Origin of the sequence: Candidatus Electronema sp. JC (assembly GCF_048287365.2) — a bacterium.
GTDB lineage: Bacteria > Desulfobacterota > Desulfobulbia > Desulfobulbales > Desulfobulbaceae > Electronema.
The window spans coordinates 1-17,283 of the sequence record NZ_JBLWEM020000041.1 but is presented as its reverse complement, the minus strand read 5'-3'; the positions used below and the strand labels follow the sequence as shown (position 1 = coordinate 17,283).

The following is a 17,283-nucleotide window of genomic DNA, read 5'->3' as shown; positions in this document are numbered from 1 at the left end:
ACTGGTGTGTAGCGTCGCTCCTCACTGGTGATGTCAGCGCTTCGACACTGGTGAGCAGGCGCGGTGTCTGTAGGGGCGGTTCGCGAACCGCCCCTACGGCGGCGGCATAACCGCATGTGCTGTCGCGAATCCCAGCAGCTCGCTCACACTGAGAGCTGTGCTGCTGTTGCGGAGCTGCTGGGTCAGCCGCCGGATTTCGTGGTCATTATAGCGCAGGCCGTGCTTTTCCAGCTGAAGCGCCACGGCCCGGAAGCCAGTTTTCGCCCCAAAGCGCAGACTGCGCTTGCCGCCGACCCGCTCCGGCGCATACGGCTCGTAGGTCTCTGGGCAGACAGACAGCCCGTGCTGGTGCAGGCCGCTCTCGCAGGTGAAGATCTCCGCCCCGACGATGGGATGGCTGGCTGCGATGCTCCGGCCTGCCGCCTCGGCCACGCATCGGCAGAGCGCGGGCAGGTGTTCAGGCTTGTAGCGGCGGTCGCCCTGCACTAAGGCCAGATAGCCTGCGGCCTCTTCCAAACGGCAGCAGCCAGCCCGCTCGCCAAGGCCGAGCACTGCCGCGTCCAAGCTCGCAGCTCCCGCCTCCAGCGCGGCGATGGAATTCGCTGTGGCCATACCGAAGTCATTATGGCAATGCACGCCCACTGACAGGCTGACCGCGCCTGTCACGGCCTGCACCAGCGTGGCAATGCTGCCTGGCGAGCAGATGCCGACCGTGTCTGCCAGGCGGACGCGCTCTGCCCCGCTGGCTGCGGCAATCGTGGCCAGCTCGATGATAAAGTCCGGCTCGGCCCGCGAGGCATCTTCCAGCCCGACAGAAATGTGCGCAATGCCCAGCGACAAGGCCAGCCGGACAGAGCGCGCCAGCGTTTCCCGCGCCCAGCTGCGGTCTTTGCGCAGCCGCTCGGCAAGGTGGCGGTCAGAGGCAGGCAGCGAGAGCGAGAGCAGGTCGGGACGGCAGGCAGCGGCAAAGGCGATGTCCTCATCCTTGCAGCGGCACCAAAGGGCAAGGCGGCAGCTGTCATCAACGATGGCGCGGGCTTTCTCGGTCAGCTCCGGCAGCCAGCCATGCAGCGGCGAGGCAGTGCCCAGCTCGATCTCGTCCACACCAGCCTTCTTCAGCCACGCGACTATGGCCAGCTTGACCGCAGGCGTGAAGCTCACGCCCGGTGCCTGCGCTCCTTCGCGCAGGGTGGTGTCTATGATGTGCGGATGGTTCATGCCTTGCTTGGCGAAGAGGACGATGCTGACAAAAACGGCATTGATACAGTAAGGAGTATTCAAAAGATGTGCCAAGTTGGACAAATTCGAGATGCGCAGAGCCTGCGCTTTGAAATCACCTGCTTTTCAGCAGCGGCGGCAGACAGGCGGCGAGACCGGCGCAGGCACGTTATTTGCAGTTTTGCAAACTCAGCCTGTCTTTTTGTTTCGCAAATGTAACGAAATGCTGCCGCAAAGAGGAAAGCAGCATGAGCTGCCCGGAGCGGCTTTCTTTCCTGCCCCGCAGTTTTTTCATCCCGCCCTAATATTCCCCTAACAGAGCTTGGCGATATTAGCCTGCGAAAAACGTTGAAGCGGAAACCTAAGTCGTTTATCGTAGGAACAAGCAGCCAACTCAACCGAGGAAATTCCATCATGAAATTGCAGGCATTCCGTTGGACAGCAGCAGCCGTCATCACCTTGGCCGCCGCACTGGGCGGCCACAGCCCGGCGGCGGCGCAGGCCGTCAACGGCGCAGGCGCGTCCTTTCCCTTCCCGGTCTATGGCCAGTGGGCGCACAAGTACAATCAGCTGACCGGCGTGCAGGTCAACTACCAGTCCATCGGCTCCGGTGGCGGCATCGCCCAGATCAAGGCCAAGACGGTCGACTTCGGCGCGTCTGACGATCCGCTGAAGACCGAGGAGCTGAATCAGGCCGGTCTGCTCCAATTCCCGATGATCATGGGCGGCGTGGTGCCGATCATCAACGTCAAAGGGATCAAACCCGGCGAAATGCTGTTGACGAACGCTTTGGTGGCTGATATTTTTCTTGGAAAAGTCAGCAAATGGAACGACCCGGCCATTGCCGGGCTGAACCCCGGCCTCAAGCTGCCGGAGCAAAAGATCACTGTGGTGCGCCGCGCTGACGGCTCCGGCACCACCAGCATCTTCACCAACTACTTGGCCAAGGTTTCGCCGGAGTGGAAGGAGAAGGTCGGCGCGGGCAAGACCGTGGAGTGGCCGGTGGGCGTGGGCGGCAAGGGCAACGAGGGCGTGTCCGCCTATGTGCGCAAGGTCAACGGTTCCATCGGCTATGTGGAGTACGCCTACGCCTTGCAGAACAAGCTGTCCCATGTCAAGCTGCGCAACCGCGACGGCGGCGAGGTCGAGCCGACCAGTGCCACCTTCCAGGCCGCTGCGGCCAATGCCGAGTGGAAGGCGGAGGAAGGCTTCGGCCTCTTCCTCACTGACCAGCCGGGCAAGGAGAGCTGGCCGATCACCGGCGTTTCCTACATTCTTGTGTACAAGCAGCAGGACAAGGCGGACATCGCCGCAGCCACGCTCAAGTTCTTTGACTGGGCCTACAAGCACGGCAAGGAGACCGCTGAGAAGCTGCATTACGTCGCCATGCCGGAGAACGTGATCGAGATGGTGCAGAAGACGTGGGCCAAGGAGATCACTGCTGGCGGCAAGCCGGTCTGGCCTGCGAACAACTGATTGAACATCCGGGGCGAACACAGGGGTTCGTCCCATGCAAGAAGCAAGGAGCAGCGGCAACATGACCAAAAGCAAGAAAGTTCATACCGAGGCCGAGCTGGCCGAGGCGGAGCACAAGGGCACGCCGCCCGTCATCAACGTGCAGCTCTTGGCGGAAATCGGCGACAAGCTGGCCAAGCGCGAGAAGTACGGGCAGGTTTCCGGTCTGGAGGCCGTGCATTACTACCTGATGCAGAAGCACCACTGGCTGCCGAAGCGGGTGCGCTCAATGAAGCTGGACGAGCTTTGGTTCTGCCTGAGGGAAGAGAAGCTGTGAGCCGCGCGGATCATAACGCTTAGGTCGCTCCGACATAAGTGCTTATGTCCTGCCGACCTAAGCATTATAGTCCGCCGGACATAAGTGCTATGGTCGCCAAGAGCATAACGTTATGCTCCGTCGGACATAAGCACTATGGTCCGGCAGACCTGAACCGCAGCGCGGCACACGGGCAGGAAGGCGGTCTTTCTGCCCGCAATCTGTTTTCTGAGAACGACGAGCATGGAGAGCCACAGCCACACCGAACGGCATCAAGGCTGGAAGACCAGCAAAAGCACGGACATGATCTTCCGGGGCATCACCGCCGCCTGCGCCGCGCTGGTGCTGATTGTCATGGCGGGCATCTTTGCCTCCCTGCTCTGGAACTCGCTGCCCTCCATCCGGCATTCCGGCATCAGCTTCCTCTTCTCCAAGGCATGGGATCCGGTCAGCGAGAACTTCGGCGCGCTGAGCAGCATCTACGGCACGCTGATGTCCACGGCCATTGCCATGCTGCTGGCCGTGCCTCTAAGCATGGTCATCGCCCTTTTTCTGGTTGAATTAGCTCCGCCCAAAGTCAGCTACGTGGTCGGCAGCGCGATTGAGCTGCTGGCGGCAGTGCCGAGCATCATCTACGGCATGTGGGGCCTCTTCGTCTTCGCGCCCTTCATGGCCGATCATGTCCAGCCGCTGCTCTCCAAATACCTCGGCTGGCTGCCGCTCTTTCAAGGGCCGGAGATGGGCATCGGCATGATGACCGCCGGCATCATCCTTGCTTTGATGATTCTGCCCTTTGTCAGCACGGTGATGCGCGATGTCTTTGCCATGGTGCCGGATGTAATGAAAGAAGCGGGCTACGGCATGGGCGCAACCACGTGGGAAGTGACCAAGGATGTGACCATCCGCTACGGCATTCAGGGCATGATCGGCGCCTGCCTGCTCGGCTTGGGCCGGGCCATTGGCGAGACCATGGCCGTGACCTTTGTCATCGGCAACAGCAGCGACATCTTCATCTCCCTCTTTGAAGCGGGCAACAGCATCGCCTCGCGCTTAGCCAATGAATTCGCTGAAGCTGCTGATCCGATGTACATGAGCGCCTTGATGGAGCTGGGCTTGGTGCTCTTCCTGATGACCTTCGGCCTGCAAGTGGTGACGCAGCTCTGGCTCAAGCGGGTGAAACGCAAAATGGGAGGCGACCTGCTGTGACTCCTCGTTCGGACAAGGGCCGCAAGCTGCTCGATTTCACGGTCAAAGCGGTGTCGATGGGCGCGGCCCTGCTCGGCATCTTCTTTCTCGGCTGGATATTGTTCGTGGTCATTCAGCGCGGCATCGCGGCAATCAGCTGGGACTTCTTCACCAAGCTGCCCACGCCGCCGGGCATGGAAGGCGGCGGCGTGATGAACGCCATCATCGGCACCGTGCTGATGACCGGCATCGCCACGTTGCTCGGCGTGCCGACCGGCGTGCTGGCCGGGGTCTATTTGGCCGAGTTCGGCAAGCACACCCGCCTTGGCGCGTGGGTGCGCTTCACGGTCAACGTGCTGATGGGCATCCCCTCGATCATCATCGGCCTTTTCGTGTATTCGATCTTGGTCTTTCCCTTTGGCCACTTCTCCGGCCTCGCGGGCGGGGTGTCCTTGGCCATCCTGATGTTCCCGGTCGTGTCCCGCACCACTGAGGACATGTTGAGCATGGTGCCCAACGCCCTGCGCGAGGCCGCGCTGGCCATTGGCAATCCCCGCTGGATGGCAACCTTGGGCATCATCTTCCGGGAGGCCAAGTCCGGGCTGATCACCGGCGTGCTGCTCTCGGTGGCGCGTGTCAGCGGCGAGACCGCGCCGTTGCTCTTCACCGCCCTGAACAGCCCGTATATGATGAAGTCCCTCAACGAGCCGGTCGCCAACCTGACTGTCACCATCTATCAATACGCCATGTCGCCCTATGACGACTGGAACCAGGTGGCGTGGGGGGCTTCGCTGGTGATCATGATCACCGTGCTGCTGCTGAATCTGACGGCGCGGTTTATTGTGGGCGGGAAGAGGAAGTAAGGGCGGTTCGCAAACCGCCCTTGCAGCGTATACCAAGGATGAACAGGAGAAGTGTATGGAACTTTCCGCAGTGCTGACCGCTGCCCCAGAAGGCGGCTATGTGGCGTTCAATCCTGAGACAGGAACGACAACGCAGGGCGAGACAGTTGAGGAGGCTCTGGTGAATCTGCGCGAAGCCACTGCGCTGTATCTTGAGGAATTCCCTGCAATCATCACAAGCCGTCCTTTTCTGACCACCTTTGAGGTTGCGCTTCATGCCTCCTAAACTGCCAGTTGTGTCAGGCGCGGAGGCAGTCCGGGCCTTTGAGCGGCTGGGCTTTTCAGTTGTGCGGCAGCGCGGCAGCCATATCATCCTGCGGGGCGGAGCTTCCGGCTGCGTTGTCCCGAACCATCGGGAACTCAAGACCGGCACCTTGGCGGGCATTCTCAAACAAGCAGGTGTTTCGGTCGATGAGTTCATCGCCGCTTTGCATTGCTGACTTTGGAGCAGGCGGCAGATCAACAGAATTACGCGAGGGAGGGGGAACGGCCATGAATCCTGCTGCACTGAGGCATGATCCTATCGTTGCTGAAATCCATGCCGCCCGTGAACGGCTTGCCGAGGAATACCACAATGACCTACTTGCGTACTCCGAAGCGGCTGAAGCGCATAGCCATGCTTTGGGGTTCCGCTTTGTGGAAAGCCCGCGCCGTCAGGCCATGCAGGACGCGCCTTTGCAAGATGAAGCCAGAGCCTGACTTTGTTACGTACTCTCGAAATTTTTTCCATTAACAGAGGAGTTCTACCATTAATGGCTGTACCAGAACAAGTCACTACTCTCATCAACAGCAGTGGCAATTCATTTCATGCAAAAGTTGCGCAGCGGTTCAAGGAGCTTGGTTGGGATATTACCATTAGTCCGTACTATATGGATCAAAGCCAAGATAAGGCGCGTGAAATTGACTTGATCGCAGAACGCAGATTCCCAGTTCATCGCCACCACGATAAGGATAACTACTCAGGAGACATAGTCATTCGTCTGTACATTGAGTGCAAGTACATTCCTGCACACGCTATCTTTTGGTTTAGCGACAAAGATAAAGTAGCTGCCGAGCGATTGGTTTGTTCGTTTGGCTTTAATAAACTTTATTCTTATATGCAACAGCATCATTATCTTGCGCAATCCGAAAGAGTGGCAAAGCTATTCGCCTCCGGAAACTCCAAGGGACAGGAGACAGAAGCTATTTATAAAGCGTTAAACCAAGTCCTGAATGCTCGCGTCTCAATGCAACATCAAGTTTCGTCGCGGCATCCGATACTGCTCATGGAATATCCAGTAGTCGTTTGCAGTTCATTCTCTCACATCTTTTGTTTGGATTTCTTTGGAACAGGCGAGCCAGAGTCAGCAGCACCTGTAACGGAGAACTTTCAACTTGAAGTTCAATATGCTTATTATAACCGGCAAGGGAATCCGAAAAACGATTATTTCCTGATTGATTTCGTCGACTTTCATAAGCTTGATTCTTTTGACAAGGCTGTGGAAGATGACGTGAAAGCAGCCAAGAATTTTTGTTAATTTCCGGCGTTACGCCATTACCGTGCTGCTGCTCAATCTGACGGCGCGTTTTATTATTGTGGAGGAAAAAAAGAGATGACTGCTGCCACGGATGCCGCCGAGCGGCTGCTGCGCCGCGCCGCTGAAGTCGAGGACAGCGAGGACGACGACGACAAGGTGCGGATTGATGCCTTCCTTCATCATTTCCGGGAGGAAGACAAGGAGGACGAGGCGGCTCCGGCCAAAATCTCCGCCCGCAACCTCAACTTCTATTACGGCAACCAGCAGGCCCTGTTCGAGAACAACTTGGACATCGCCGAGGGCAAGATCACCGCGATCATCGGGCCGTCGGGCTGCGGCAAATCCACGCACATCCGCATTTACAACCGCATCTTCGAGCTGTACGGCAACCAGCGGGCCGAAGGCGAGGTGCTTTTAGACGGCAAGAACCTGCTTGATCCCGGCACCGACCTGATCGAGCTGCGCCGCCGCGTGGGCATGATTTTTCAGAAGCCGACTCCGTTTCCCCTCAGCGTCTTTGAGAACGTCGCCTACGGCCTGCGCCTGCATTTCAAAATGCCGAAGAGCGAGCTGAATGGCCGGGTAGAGTCCGCCCTGAAAAAGGCCGCGCTCTTCGAGGAAGTGAAGGACAAGCTCGACAAACCGGGTGTTGCGCTGTCCGGCGGCCAGCAGCAGCGGCTCTGCATCGCCCGCACCATCGCCTTAGAGCCGGAAATCCTGCTCATGGACGAGCCGACTTCGGCCATTGATCCGGTCGCCACCCGCAAGGTGGAAGAGCTGGCCGAATCGCTGAAGGGCAATTTCACCATTGCCATCGTCACGCACAGTATGCAGCAGGCGGCGCGCATCTCCGACTTCACCGCCTTCTTCTACAAAGGCCACATCGTCGAATACGGCCTGACCAGAGAGCTGTTCACCAATCCGAAGCAAAAGCAGACGGAAGATTACATCACAGGCCGTTTCGGCTGACGGAGACATGTCATGACAGAAAGAAAAGCAGTCCTCTTTGTTTGCATTCATAACTCCGCCCGCAGCCAGATGGCCGAAGCCTTTCTCAAGCAGGCAGGCGGCGGACGCTTCGAGGCGGCCAGCGCGGGCATCGAGGCCGGACAGCTCAATCCGCTGGCGGTCGAGACCATGCGTGAAATCGGCATCGACATCAGCGGCAATGCCGTGACCAATGTTTTTGATCTGCTCCGGCAGGGGAAAAAGTTTGACTATGTGATCACGGTCTGCGATGATTCCTCTGGCGAACGCTGCCCGCTCTTTCCGGGCCAGGCCGAGCGGCTGCACTGGCCCTGCGACGATCCGGCCAAGCTGACCGGCAGTCATGCAGAGCAGTTGGAGCGCATCCGGCAGATCCGGGAGCAGCTCAGGCAGCGGGTCGCGTGGTTTGTGGAAGAACGAAAACTATAACATGCCCGCCGCGAGCAGGGGAGAAAACACGGCATGATTCTGCATCGGAAAATACAGAAGATCAAGAAGCGCCTCTTAGCTATCGGCGCGATCGTCGAGGAGCAGGTGGACTTGGCGGTGAAGAGCGTCATCAACCGGGACAGCGAGCTGGCCCAGAAGGTCATTGACGGCGACGTGGCCATTGACCTAATGGAGGTTGACTTGGAGGAGGAGTGCCTGAAGGTGCTGGCTCTGCATCAGCCCATGGCTGTTGACCTGCGCATGATCATCGCCGTGCTCAAGATCAACAACGATCTGGAGCGGATCGGCGATCTGGCCGTTGACGCGACCGAACGCGCCATCGCTTTAGTCGATCAGGCGCCGATTGAGTTCCCCTTTGACATCCCCGCCATGTCCAAAGCAGTGCAGAAGATGCTCAAGCAGTGCTTGGACGCGCTGGTCAACCTCGACTTGGAGCTGGCCACAGAAGTCTGCGCCTCGGACAACGCGGTGGACTCAATGCACGCTGAGGTCTACCGCAAGGTCGAGGAGGCCATCCTTCAGCACCCTGAGAACATCAGGCAGCAGCTGACCTGCCTCAGCGTCTCACGCTACTTAGAGCGGATAGCCGACCACACCACCAACATCGCCGAAGAGGTGATCTACCTCATCAAGGGCAGCATTGTCCGCCATCAGGACAATATTTACTGAATCCGCAGCTCTTGCCGGGGCAAAGAAAAATTTTGCCCCGGCTGCTTCATTCCAGCAGATGCACCCGCTCGCAATCCGGGCAGATCCATGTCGGGCCGTTGCTCATGCCCCATTTGTTGTCGGCAAAACAGGCCGGACAGATGGCGAAGCCGCAGGTGCAGCTCCAGCAGAAGGGCTGCTCCGCCTTGCAGCAGTGGCAAATCCTGCCGCCGCGTCTGCGGCGGCGTTTTTCGGCGGCAGCATCATTCTCGGCTGTCATTGCGGCGGCGGATGGTCGTGAGGATGGTCGCCAAGACTGTGCGCGTGGCGGTGGCTGTGCAGGCATTCCGTGCCGCTGCGCCAAGCCTTGCCTTCGCTGAGGGTGTACAGCTCAGTGCAGGTCTCAGCAAGAAAATCCCAGTCGTGAGAAATGATCATATAGCCGATGTTCAGCTCGTTGAGGATGCTGATCAGCCGGACGCGGATGGCGCTGTCGAGATTGTTGGTCGGCTCGTCAAGAAGCAGGGCCTCAGGCCGCATGGAAAGGACGGTGGCTAAAGAGATCAGCTTCTTTTCGCCGCCGGAGAGCTGATGCGTGACTCGCTCCGTCAGCGGCGCGAGACCGAGATCAGCCAAGGTCTGGCGGGAGAGGCGCAGGGCCTCCTCCTGGCTGAGGCCGAGGTTGAGCGGGCCGAAGGCGACATCCTCCAGTACGGTGGGGGAAAAAAGCTGGTCGTCCGCATCCTGAAAGACAAGGCCGATGCTGCGGCGCAGCTCGCGGAAGTCTTCCGCGCTGACCGCCTGGCGGCCTTTGAAAAGCAGGCTGCCTGCTGTTGGCCGCAGCAGCCCCATGATGATATGCAGAAGCGTGGTCTTGCCGCTGCCGTTCGGGCCGATCAGGCCGATGCGCTGACCGCAGGCAAAGGTCACATCCGCCTGATCCAAGATCAGGCGGCGGCCCGGATAGGCGAACGAAACCTCTTGCAGCTCAATCAGCGGCGGCCCGGTTCCGTTTTGCAAAAAATGGCTCATGATTGACCGCCGTGGAATTCACAGCCCGGTGTGCCCGAAGCCGCCGCCGCCGCGTTCAGTCAGATCAAGACTGTCCACAACCTGCCAGTCTGCGCGGCAGACCGGGGCCAGCACAAGCTGGGCGATGCGGTCGCCCCGGCGGATCGTGAAAGGCGCCTGGCTCAAGTTGATGAGAGCAATCATAATTTCCCCTCGGTAGTCGGCGTCAATGGTGCCAGGGGCGTTGACCACTGTGATGCCGTGCCTGACCGCCAAGCCGGAACGGGGCCGCACCTGCAATTCAAAACCTTCCGGCAGGGCCGCCGCAAAACCGGTGGGAATCAGGCGGATTGCACCGGGCCGCAGCACGGTCTCCTCCTTGAGGGCGGCGGCGACATCCATGCCCGCCGCCTGCGCGGAAGCGTGCTGAGGCAGGGGCAGATCCCGCTCCTCCAGCGGGAGGAGCCAGCGGAACCGCACTGCAACCGGCGGCATCACATGCCGCGTCCCATCTTTTTCACCATCGCCGCGTAGTCATCCTCGTAATACGGCTGGCCGTTGCACTCGCGGTCGAACTTGTCGCTCTTCTCCTGATAGAGCTTGACCATTTTTTTGTATTGATCAAGCTGCTTGTCCAAGTCCGGGAGCCTGGAGTTGTATTTCAGCACCTTCGCGTCGTAAGCGGCGCGGGCAGCGTTGCCGCTCCGGTCAACCTCCTCCTTGGCCGACTTCAGGTGCTCGCCCATGTCGGTCAGCTCCTTGTTGAGCGCGTCAAACTGCTCCTTGGCCTTGCCGATGGCGGCGTAGCTGGACTCAACTTCAGTGTTCAGACGGATGCAGGATTCAATCATCTGCTCGGTGAGCGCGCCTTCGCCCTCAGGCGTGGAGCGGTAGATGCGGTTGGCCTTTTTGTCGGCGGCGGCGGCGAGCGCGTCCGCCTTGGTCGCGGCTTTCTGCTGCGCTGCCGCCTCATTGCCGAAAGGGGCAAGAAGCAGGGATGCGGCCAGCAGGGCGAGGCATACTGTTTTATTCTGCATTTTTTATTCCTTTCGTCTTGCAGGGTTCATCTGAGCAGGGCGTGGAAAGTCCGAGTGCCGCCTGCCGTTGGTTCGCTTGCTCTGCCGCTCTGCGCAGCAGATTTCATTGTATTTTCTTCATCCTGACGGACAGTTCACAGAACGCTGAATGTCGGCACTGTGTAATGCACTCCCTTCAACGTCATTTCGCCGATGCTTTCGAGCTGAACGCCGCCGCTTTTTTCGGGCATCCTGGCCAAGTCCTTGCGGACTGCCTCGGTGATGTAAATGCGCGAGGATGTGGCGGCAGATGCCAGACGCTGGGCGATGTTCACTTCGGTGCCGATCACCGTGTAGTCCAGCCGCCGGGCCGAGCCGACATTGCCCATGAACATTTCCCCGCGCGTGATGCCGAAGCCGAGGTCGATGCTGTCGAAAAAATTGTCCCGCCCCTGCCAGTTTTTCTTCAGGGCCGCGAAACGCTCGCGGATGGCCAAAGCCGTCTCCACCGCTGTCCATGAGGCATTGTCCAGCTCAATCAGCGCGCCGAAGACCGCCAGCACCGCGTCGCCCATGAATTTGTCCACCGTGCCCCGGTATTCAAAAATGGTCTCGGTGAAGACTTGAAAAAACTCGTTGAGAAAATCGCGCAGCACCGGCAGCGGCAGCTGCTGGACCATGCCGGTGAAATTGCGGATGTCGGCGAAGAGCACGGTCGCCACCTTGACCGCGCCCAGGTCGCGGATCAGGTTTGAGTCGCTCTCCAGCAGCACCTTGGCGACTTCCGGGGCCACATACTGCTCCAGCAGGGCTTGCAGCCGGATCTCCTGGGCCATGGCTTCGCGGGTGCGGATGTTCTCCAAGGCCAAGGCCGCCTGGGTGCTGAGGATGCCGAGGATTTCAATGTCTGAGTCGGCAAAGCGGATGTCACCGTCGGTGTAGCTGACATTGAGCACGCCGAGTATCCGGTCGCGGACCACCATCGGAAAGGAGACCGCCGAGACGATCTCCGGCCGCTTGAGCAGGTCGGCGAAGCGGGAGTCGTTCTGAGTCTCCTGATTGAGGATGACCGGCCTGCGCTCCTCGAAGACCCGGCCCGCGATCTTGTCGCCGGGCTTGATCTTGATCTTGGGAATCATCTCCTCCGGGATGCCGCGCGAGGCGGCGATCCGCAGCACGCCCTCCTCCTCGTCGTAGAGCATGACCGAAAGGCTGTCCGCCGCTGTCTGGTCGGCGATGACATCAAGCAGACTCTCCAGCACGTCCGGCTGGCTGGTTGAGCCAAGAAAATTTTCGCCCAGGCCGTAGAGCGGCAGCAGGGCGCGGAGACGGGAGTTTTCCTCCCGCAAGGCCGCAGCCTCCATCGCTTTGGCCACTTTGCTCCGCACCTGCTCCGGGTTGAGCGGACAGGAAAGCAGGCCGGAAAAGCCGCTTTCCATCGCCGCCGGGCAAAGGGCGACGGTCTGCTCCTGTTCCGCGATCAGAAAGCCGATCACGCCGGGCCGCGAAGTGCGCAGCATGTCAAACAGCTCGATGCCGCTGACGCCTTTCAGCTGCTCGGTGACTAGAATCACCCGCACCGGCTGATGCACGCAGACTCTGGACGCTTCAGAAGACAGGCAGCAGTCAACATCGTACTCGTCCAGTATCTCAGTTACCTGCTGACACAGTTCGCGCTGATCTGAAATCAGCAGGATATCCGCCAGCATCTTTTAAAACACGCTCGTAGGCACAGTGACGATGAGTGAAATGACCGCATCCCGGCTTGGGCCGAATCAGAGCGGAAACTGAAACAGAGGCTGGACGCGCACAGCGCAGCGTTCCGCAATTAAAATTATTCTACCATCCGCTGCCTGTCAAGGCAACAGAAGAGAGTTTTCTTCAGGCCGCCGCTCCCGCCTTCGCGTCCAAAAGGGCCTGACCGACCGTGTGCCCCAGCTCGACGCATTCCTGAAGCTGGCCATGCTCCGGCACATACTGCACCCGCAGGCCCGGATGGACAAGGCGGAAATTCATCTCGCTCATCGCCGTGTTCATCAGCTTGACCGCCTCGCCGGACCAGCCGTAGGAGCCGAAGGCCGCGCCGATTTTGTTGGTGGGCCGCAGGCCGCGCATGTACATGAGGAAGCCCGCCATGCGCGGCAGCATCCCGTTGTTGAGGGTTGGGCAGCCGAGCACCACCGCGCCCGCCTCCAGCACGTCGCACATCACCTCGCTGTGGTGGTTGACCTGCAAGTTGAGCAGCTTGTAGCTGATGCCCTTGTCCTGCAAGCCGGCAGCGATGGATTTGGCCATCATTTCCGTGGAATGCCACATGCTGTCGTAGATGACCAAGGCTTTGCCGTTGCTCTCGTTGACGCACCAGCGCGAGTAGGCGTCAATGATCTTCTGTGGATTCTTCCGCCAGATGATGCCGTGATCCGGGGCGATCATCTTCACCGCCAAGTGCATGTCCGTGACTTGGGCGATGAGCTTTTTCACCAAGGGCGAGTAGAGGGTGAGGATGTTGGCGTAATACTTGGTCGCCTCGTGCATCAGCACGTCCTGATTGACCTCGTCGTCAAACCGCTCGCTGGTGGCCAGATGCTCGCCAAACGCGTCGCTGGAGAACAGAATCTGATCTTCCTTCAGATAGGTGAACATCGAGTCCGGCCAGTGCAACATCCGGGTTTCGAGGAAGCTCAAGGTTTTGTCCGGGCCGAGGCGCAATTCCTCGCCGGGCGCGACCACGTGATAGGGCCAGTCCGGCTGATGAAAATGCTGCACCAAGGTTTTCTGCCCCATTTTCGAGCAGATGATCTTTTCCGGCTGAATTTCCCGCACCATCTGCGGCAGCGCGCCGGAATGATCCATCTCCACGTGGTTGACGATCAGATAATCAATCTTTTTCGGGTCAATGATGGTGCGGATGCGGTGCAGCAGCTCATGGCTGTAGCCGCTTTTGACGGTGTCTATCAGCGCGACCTTCTCGCCAACGATCAGATAGGCGTTGTAGGTGGTGCCACGCTCAGTGGAGTAGCCGTGAAAATCTCTGGTCAGCCAGTCAACCGCTCCGACCCAATAGACATTTTTGCTCAGTTCGACAGGTCTCATCAGTCAATCTCCTGCTGAAATTTAGTTGATGCGCAGCTCTTCTCTCCGCTGCGGGCTGAACAGCGCCGCCGCCCGGCCCGCAGCAAAGAAAAGGGATCCTTCCAGCAGAGGGACAGCCAGAAGGATCCGCTTGCGCTCACAGCTCGTCAAAAGCATCTTTGCCCGCGCCGCAGATCGGGCAGGCCCAGTCGTCGGGCACGTCCTCCCACGCGGTGCCCGGCGCAACGCCGTTGTCGGGGTCGCCGAGTTCAGGGTCGTAGTCGTATCCGCAGATCTGGCATCTGTGCTTGCTCATCGTCGTGTCTCCCTTGCTGAAATGAAGATTGTTGTGCAAGTAGGGGCGAAAAATTTTTCGCCCCTACTTGTGTTGCATCACTCAATTTGCGTGAAAAATCAGCCCGCGTTCTTGGCCAAATAATCAGCCACGCCCGCCGCTGTCGGCTTCATGGCTTCCTTGCCCTTGTTCCAGTCCGCCGGGCAGACATCGCCGTGGGTCTCGTGGAAAATCAGCGCGTCCAACATGCGCAGGGCCTCGTCAGTGGAACGGCCAAGCGGCAGATCGTTGACCACGGCATGACGGACAACGCCCTCTTTGTCGATCAGGAAGGTGCCGCGCAAGGCCACGCCCATGTCGATCAGCACCCCGTATTGACGGGCGATTTTTTTGTCTAAATCGGAGACAAGCGGATACTGGACGCAGCCGATGCCGCCTTCCTTGACCGGCGTGTTTTTCCACGCGAAATGGCTGAACTGGGAATCAATGGACACGCCGATCACCTCGCAGCCGCGCTCTTTAAACAGGGGCAGGGCGCGGTCAAAAGCGATGATCTCGGACGGACAGACAAAGGTGAAATCAAGGGGATAGAAGAAGAGAACAACGTATTTGCCGCGATAGTCGGACAGCTTGAAATCGCCTTTGAAGGAATTGTCCGGCATGACGGCGGTGGCGGTGAAATCCGGGGCCTGTTTGGTGACTAATGCGCTCATGGGGCGTTCTCCAAATGAATGGGGCAGGGAGCTGCGGCCCGCAGACCGCAGCCGGTTGCGGCAAAAAATCAGGCTTTCCAGCAGCCGTGCAGATTGCAGTAGACTCTGGCCGACACATCGGCAGTTTTGCAGCCGCAGCCGCTGCCGCAGCTGCTCATGCAGAACTCGGCCTCCGGCTTGTCGCCGGGCTTGAGGTCTTTCCGACAGACCACGCCGCCGACTGTCAGCTCGATCCACTCGATCCAGTGCTTCTCATCCATCGGATGGGCGACAGAGCCGACCGTCACTTTATAGCCGTTCGGTGTTTTCTCAATTACTGGAACGTGCTTCTCTTTCGAGGCATCAACGCTGTTCTCGGTCAGCAGCTCCATCGGCTGGCCGCAGCAGACCAGCGCGCCCGCGCCGGTGTGCAGGACAGAAACAATGTTACCGCACATCGGGCACTTGTAGATTTCGTTCTTCTTGGTCATGGGAATCATCCTCCTTGTGATTCAGTTGCGCGGAATGCGCGTGACGCTGGAAGCGGAGAAAAGACAGCTGCCCGCATTATACCGTCTGCGGCGCGATCTCACCAGTTTTCCGCCAGCAGCTCAAAATAGTTCTGCGGATGGGCGCAGGCCGGGCATTTCTGCGGGGCTTCTGTTCCTTCATGGACATAGCCGCATTTGGTGCAGTGCCACGTCACGCCGCTGTCTTTACAGAAGACCTTGCTTTCCTTCAGATTGCGGATCAGGTCGCGGTACTGCTTGGCGTGCTGCTTCTCCGCTTTGGCAATGGAGCGGAAAGTGGCGGCGATGAGCGGAAAACCCTCCTCGTCGGCAATTTTGGCGAAGGACGGATACATGTCCATATATTCATGCTCCTCGCCTCCGGCTGCGGCCTCCAAATTCGCCAGCGTGTTGCCGAGCGTTCCGGCAGGGAAAGCGGCGGTGATCTCCACCTCGCCGCCTTCCAGCAGCTTGAACAGGGTTTTGGCATGAACCCGCTCCTGCTCGGCAGTGCGGATGAAAAGGTGCGCCATCTGCACATAGCCTTCTTTTTCCGCAATTTTTGCCGCATAAGTGTAGCGGTTGCGGGCCTGCGACTCTCCCGCGAAAGCGGTGAGGATGTTTTTCTCCGTCTGCGTTCCCTTCAATGAGGTCATTCGTTGTTTCTCCTTGCATGATGCGTGGTTAAAGAAGCTCTTTCCCTGCGGCGGTCAGCTCGTACTGGCAGCGGGCCGGGCTGGCCACCAAACCTTTTTTCTTCAGCGCGGTGAGCTGGCAGCTCACTTGGGCAGGCTCAAGCGCGACTACAGCGGCGATGTCTTTGGCGCTGGCGCAGCTTCTGCCGTTCAAAGCCTGCAAAACCTTGCGCTGCCGCGTGTTGAGGTTGCAGCAGTCATGCCCGTTGACCTTGCCCGCGCCAGCAGCATTGTTTTTCTGCGGCTTCTGCCCGTTTTTCTTCTGGCAGTCAGGGCATACGCCAAAGAATTCGATCCGGCAGCCGGAGATGCGGTAGCCGATTTCAGCGGCGGATTCCGGGGACACGGTCTCCACTCTGAGATTGTCAACGCGGTGGCACTGGACGCAATATATATGATGGTGCTGCTCCAGCTGCCGGTCAAAACGCTTCTGGCGGCCGCTGATTTCCAATTTCCTGATCATACCTGCTTCGGAAAGAATTTCAAGATTTCTATAAACTGTGGCCAAACTTATGCGCGGCAGCTTTTTTTTGATCCGCTCATAGAGCGCGTCGGCTGTCGGGTGCCCCTTGCATCTGCCCATTTCATCGAGGATAAGTTCGCGCTGATGGGTCATTCGTAAAATCGGTTTCATGATCGCCTTCCAAGTTGAGTTGATAAAAAATTAGTAATTGAGAATCATTGTCATGTCAATAAAAAAATACTGGAACGACAAGTAGATAACTGAAAAATATACAAAAAAGAAGGTATATTTTTGCTGACTTGACAAAGAGAAATTCTTTTGCTATTCACAAAACTGTTCCTTTGGACGGCAGCGTGCCGCTTTTCAGCATAATTTTTCAAGCAAACACAGCGAGGAGCAGATTATGGCTTCAGAACTAAATGAAATAACAATTAATTACGAAGAAGACGGCCAAGTGATGGTCAGAGAGCTGGACAAGGAGGTGCTGACTAAAGGCGCATGGACGACGATCCTGTTCCGCTACCAAGACTACGACAGCAAGAAAAACGAGTACGGCCCGGAAAAATACACCATCCGCCGCTACCAGAAACGGGACGGGCAGTACCTTGCCAAGTCGAAGTTCAATATTTCCAGCGCGGAGCAGGCCCGCAAAATCATCGAGACTTTGAGCAGATGGCTGGAGCAGCCGCAGGCATGACTCCACGCCCTCGAAAAAAACGTCCGAAGCTGGAAAAAAGTTCTTGACCGCTGGGGGGTGAATGCTGTATATTCCTGCCTCGTCGCCGCTGGAACAAAACGAAGGGCTGAGGAAAGCCCGACTGAGTTCTGAGGCGGCGGAAAAACGCCGGAAAG

At 58.6% G+C, this 17,283-nt stretch carries 25 protein-coding genes; 13 read left to right on the top strand and 12 right to left on the bottom strand.

The window, feature by feature from the left end; all coding sequences use genetic code 11:
• Window positions 1–93: 93 nt before the first annotated feature.
• Window positions 94–1,218, bottom strand: a complete 1,125-nt coding sequence (locus tag ACNKH3_RS07000) for a LeuA family protein (RefSeq protein ID WP_417916499.1) — start codon at window positions 1,216–1,218, stop codon at window positions 94–96.
• Here ACNKH3_RS07000 and ACNKH3_RS06995 point away from each other — a divergent pair.
• The 12 genes from ACNKH3_RS06995 to phoU all read left to right on the top strand — a co-directional run bounded on the left by ACNKH3_RS06995 (window position 1,210) and on the right by phoU (window position 8,699).
• Entirely contained in the window at window positions 1,210–1,437 is a 228-nt protein-coding gene (locus tag ACNKH3_RS06995) for a hypothetical protein (protein WP_420208727.1), read from the top strand. The two genes, ACNKH3_RS07000 and ACNKH3_RS06995, sit on opposite strands and share 9 nt — an antisense overlap.
• Window positions 1,438–1,632: 195 nt before the next feature.
• Window positions 1,633–2,694 (top strand): phosphate ABC transporter substrate-binding protein PstS, encoded by a 1,062-nt coding sequence (gene pstS, locus ACNKH3_RS06990; protein ID WP_420208726.1) that lies wholly within the window; start codon window positions 1,633–1,635, stop codon window positions 2,692–2,694.
• A 61-nt stretch (window positions 2,695–2,755) separates the two neighbouring features.
• Window positions 2,756–3,010: a hypothetical protein gene (locus tag ACNKH3_RS06985; protein ID WP_420208725.1), complete on the top strand. Its 255-nt coding sequence runs from the start codon at window positions 2,756–2,758 to the stop codon at window positions 3,008–3,010.
• Window positions 3,011–3,232: 222 nt separating this feature from the next.
• Window positions 3,233–4,195 carry a phosphate ABC transporter permease subunit PstC gene (pstC, locus tag ACNKH3_RS06980; protein ID WP_420208724.1) on the top strand — a complete coding sequence of 321 codons (963 nt, stop codon included), beginning with the start codon at window positions 3,233–3,235 and terminating at the stop codon, window positions 4,193–4,195.
• A complete protein-coding gene (pstA, locus tag ACNKH3_RS06975; protein WP_420208723.1) occupies window positions 4,192–5,037 on the top strand; it encodes a phosphate ABC transporter permease PstA in 846 nt (281 codons plus the stop codon). Before pstC ends, pstA begins: the two co-directional genes overlap by 4 nt.
• A 55-nt stretch (window positions 5,038–5,092) precedes the next feature.
• Window positions 5,093–5,302 (top strand): type II toxin-antitoxin system HicB family antitoxin, encoded by a 210-nt coding sequence (locus ACNKH3_RS06970; RefSeq protein ID WP_420208722.1) that lies wholly within the window; start codon window positions 5,093–5,095, stop codon window positions 5,300–5,302.
• Window positions 5,292–5,516 carry a type II toxin-antitoxin system HicA family toxin gene (locus ACNKH3_RS06965; RefSeq protein WP_420208721.1) on the top strand — a complete coding sequence of 75 codons (225 nt, stop codon included), beginning with the start codon at window positions 5,292–5,294 and terminating at the stop codon, window positions 5,514–5,516. The genes ACNKH3_RS06970 and ACNKH3_RS06965 overlap by 11 nt, the downstream gene beginning before the upstream one ends.
• A gap of 52 nt (window positions 5,517–5,568) precedes the next feature.
• Window positions 5,569–5,775, top strand: coding sequence for a hypothetical protein (locus ACNKH3_RS06960; protein ID WP_420208720.1), 207 nt, complete (start codon window positions 5,569–5,571; stop codon window positions 5,773–5,775).
• 53 nt (window positions 5,776–5,828) lie between these two features.
• Window positions 5,829–6,593 (top strand): hypothetical protein, encoded by a 765-nt coding sequence (locus ACNKH3_RS06955; RefSeq protein WP_420208719.1) that lies wholly within the window; start codon window positions 5,829–5,831, stop codon window positions 6,591–6,593.
• 75 nt (window positions 6,594–6,668) lie between these two features.
• Window positions 6,669–7,562: a phosphate ABC transporter ATP-binding protein PstB gene (pstB, locus tag ACNKH3_RS06950; protein ID WP_420208718.1), complete on the top strand. Its 894-nt coding sequence runs from the start codon at window positions 6,669–6,671 to the stop codon at window positions 7,560–7,562.
• A 12-nt stretch (window positions 7,563–7,574) separates the two neighbouring features.
• Complete coding sequence (locus ACNKH3_RS06945) at window positions 7,575–8,009, top strand: arsenate reductase ArsC (RefSeq protein ID WP_417916562.1); 435 nt, start codon at window positions 7,575–7,577, stop codon at window positions 8,007–8,009.
• 33 nt (window positions 8,010–8,042) lie between these two features.
• The gene (gene phoU, locus ACNKH3_RS06940; protein ID WP_417916563.1) at window positions 8,043–8,699 is read left to right on the top strand and encodes a phosphate signaling complex protein PhoU; all 657 of its coding nucleotides are present in this window, start codon (window positions 8,043–8,045) and stop codon (window positions 8,697–8,699) included.
• A gap of 46 nt (window positions 8,700–8,745) precedes the next feature.
• On the opposite strand, the gene ACNKH3_RS06935 is transcribed toward phoU, so the two are convergent.
• From ACNKH3_RS06935 to ACNKH3_RS06885, 11 genes are all read right to left on the bottom strand, one after another.
• On the bottom strand, window positions 8,746–8,958 hold the full coding sequence (locus ACNKH3_RS06935) for a hypothetical protein (protein ID WP_417916564.1): 213 nt from the start codon (window positions 8,956–8,958) through the stop codon (window positions 8,746–8,748).
• Window positions 8,955–9,710: an energy-coupling factor ABC transporter ATP-binding protein gene (locus ACNKH3_RS06930; RefSeq protein WP_417916565.1), complete on the bottom strand. Its 756-nt coding sequence runs from the start codon at window positions 9,708–9,710 to the stop codon at window positions 8,955–8,957. Before ACNKH3_RS06930 ends, ACNKH3_RS06935 begins: the two co-directional genes overlap by 4 nt.
• An 18-nt stretch (window positions 9,711–9,728) precedes the next feature.
• A complete protein-coding gene (gene dut, locus ACNKH3_RS06925; protein WP_417916566.1) occupies window positions 9,729–10,184 on the bottom strand; it encodes a dUTP diphosphatase in 456 nt (151 codons plus the stop codon).
• Complete coding sequence (locus ACNKH3_RS06920) at window positions 10,184–10,726, bottom strand: hypothetical protein (protein ID WP_417916567.1); 543 nt, start codon at window positions 10,724–10,726, stop codon at window positions 10,184–10,186. Before ACNKH3_RS06920 ends, dut begins: the two co-directional genes overlap by 1 nt.
• A gap of 134 nt (window positions 10,727–10,860) precedes the next feature.
• Entirely contained in the window at window positions 10,861–12,414 is a 1,554-nt protein-coding gene (locus tag ACNKH3_RS06915) for a GAF domain-containing protein (protein WP_417916568.1), read from the bottom strand.
• A 172-nt stretch (window positions 12,415–12,586) separates the two neighbouring features.
• Complete coding sequence (locus ACNKH3_RS06910) at window positions 12,587–13,798, bottom strand: FprA family A-type flavoprotein (protein WP_417916569.1); 1,212 nt, start codon at window positions 13,796–13,798, stop codon at window positions 12,587–12,589.
• A 136-nt stretch (window positions 13,799–13,934) separates the two neighbouring features.
• Entirely contained in the window at window positions 13,935–14,093 is a 159-nt protein-coding gene (gene rd, locus ACNKH3_RS06905) for a rubredoxin (RefSeq protein WP_417916570.1), read from the bottom strand.
• A 98-nt stretch (window positions 14,094–14,191) separates the two neighbouring features.
• The gene (locus ACNKH3_RS06900) at window positions 14,192–14,785 is read right to left on the bottom strand and encodes a peroxiredoxin (protein ID WP_420208717.1); all 594 of its coding nucleotides are present in this window, start codon (window positions 14,783–14,785) and stop codon (window positions 14,192–14,194) included.
• Window positions 14,786–14,853: 68 nt separating this feature from the next.
• A complete protein-coding gene (locus ACNKH3_RS06895; RefSeq protein WP_420208716.1) occupies window positions 14,854–15,255 on the bottom strand; it encodes a desulfoferrodoxin in 402 nt (133 codons plus the stop codon).
• A gap of 98 nt (window positions 15,256–15,353) precedes the next feature.
• A complete protein-coding gene (gene rbr, locus ACNKH3_RS06890; protein WP_420208715.1) occupies window positions 15,354–15,929 on the bottom strand; it encodes a rubrerythrin in 576 nt (191 codons plus the stop codon).
• Between the two features lie 28 nt (window positions 15,930–15,957).
• The gene (locus ACNKH3_RS06885) at window positions 15,958–16,602 is read right to left on the bottom strand and encodes a transcriptional repressor (RefSeq protein ID WP_420208714.1); all 645 of its coding nucleotides are present in this window, start codon (window positions 16,600–16,602) and stop codon (window positions 15,958–15,960) included.
• A 232-nt stretch (window positions 16,603–16,834) separates the two neighbouring features.
• On the opposite strand from ACNKH3_RS06885, the gene ACNKH3_RS06880 reads away from it, so the two are divergent.
• Window positions 16,835–17,128 carry a hypothetical protein gene (locus ACNKH3_RS06880; RefSeq protein ID WP_420208713.1) on the top strand — a complete coding sequence of 98 codons (294 nt, stop codon included), beginning with the start codon at window positions 16,835–16,837 and terminating at the stop codon, window positions 17,126–17,128.
• Window positions 17,129–17,283: the final 155 nt, after the last annotated feature.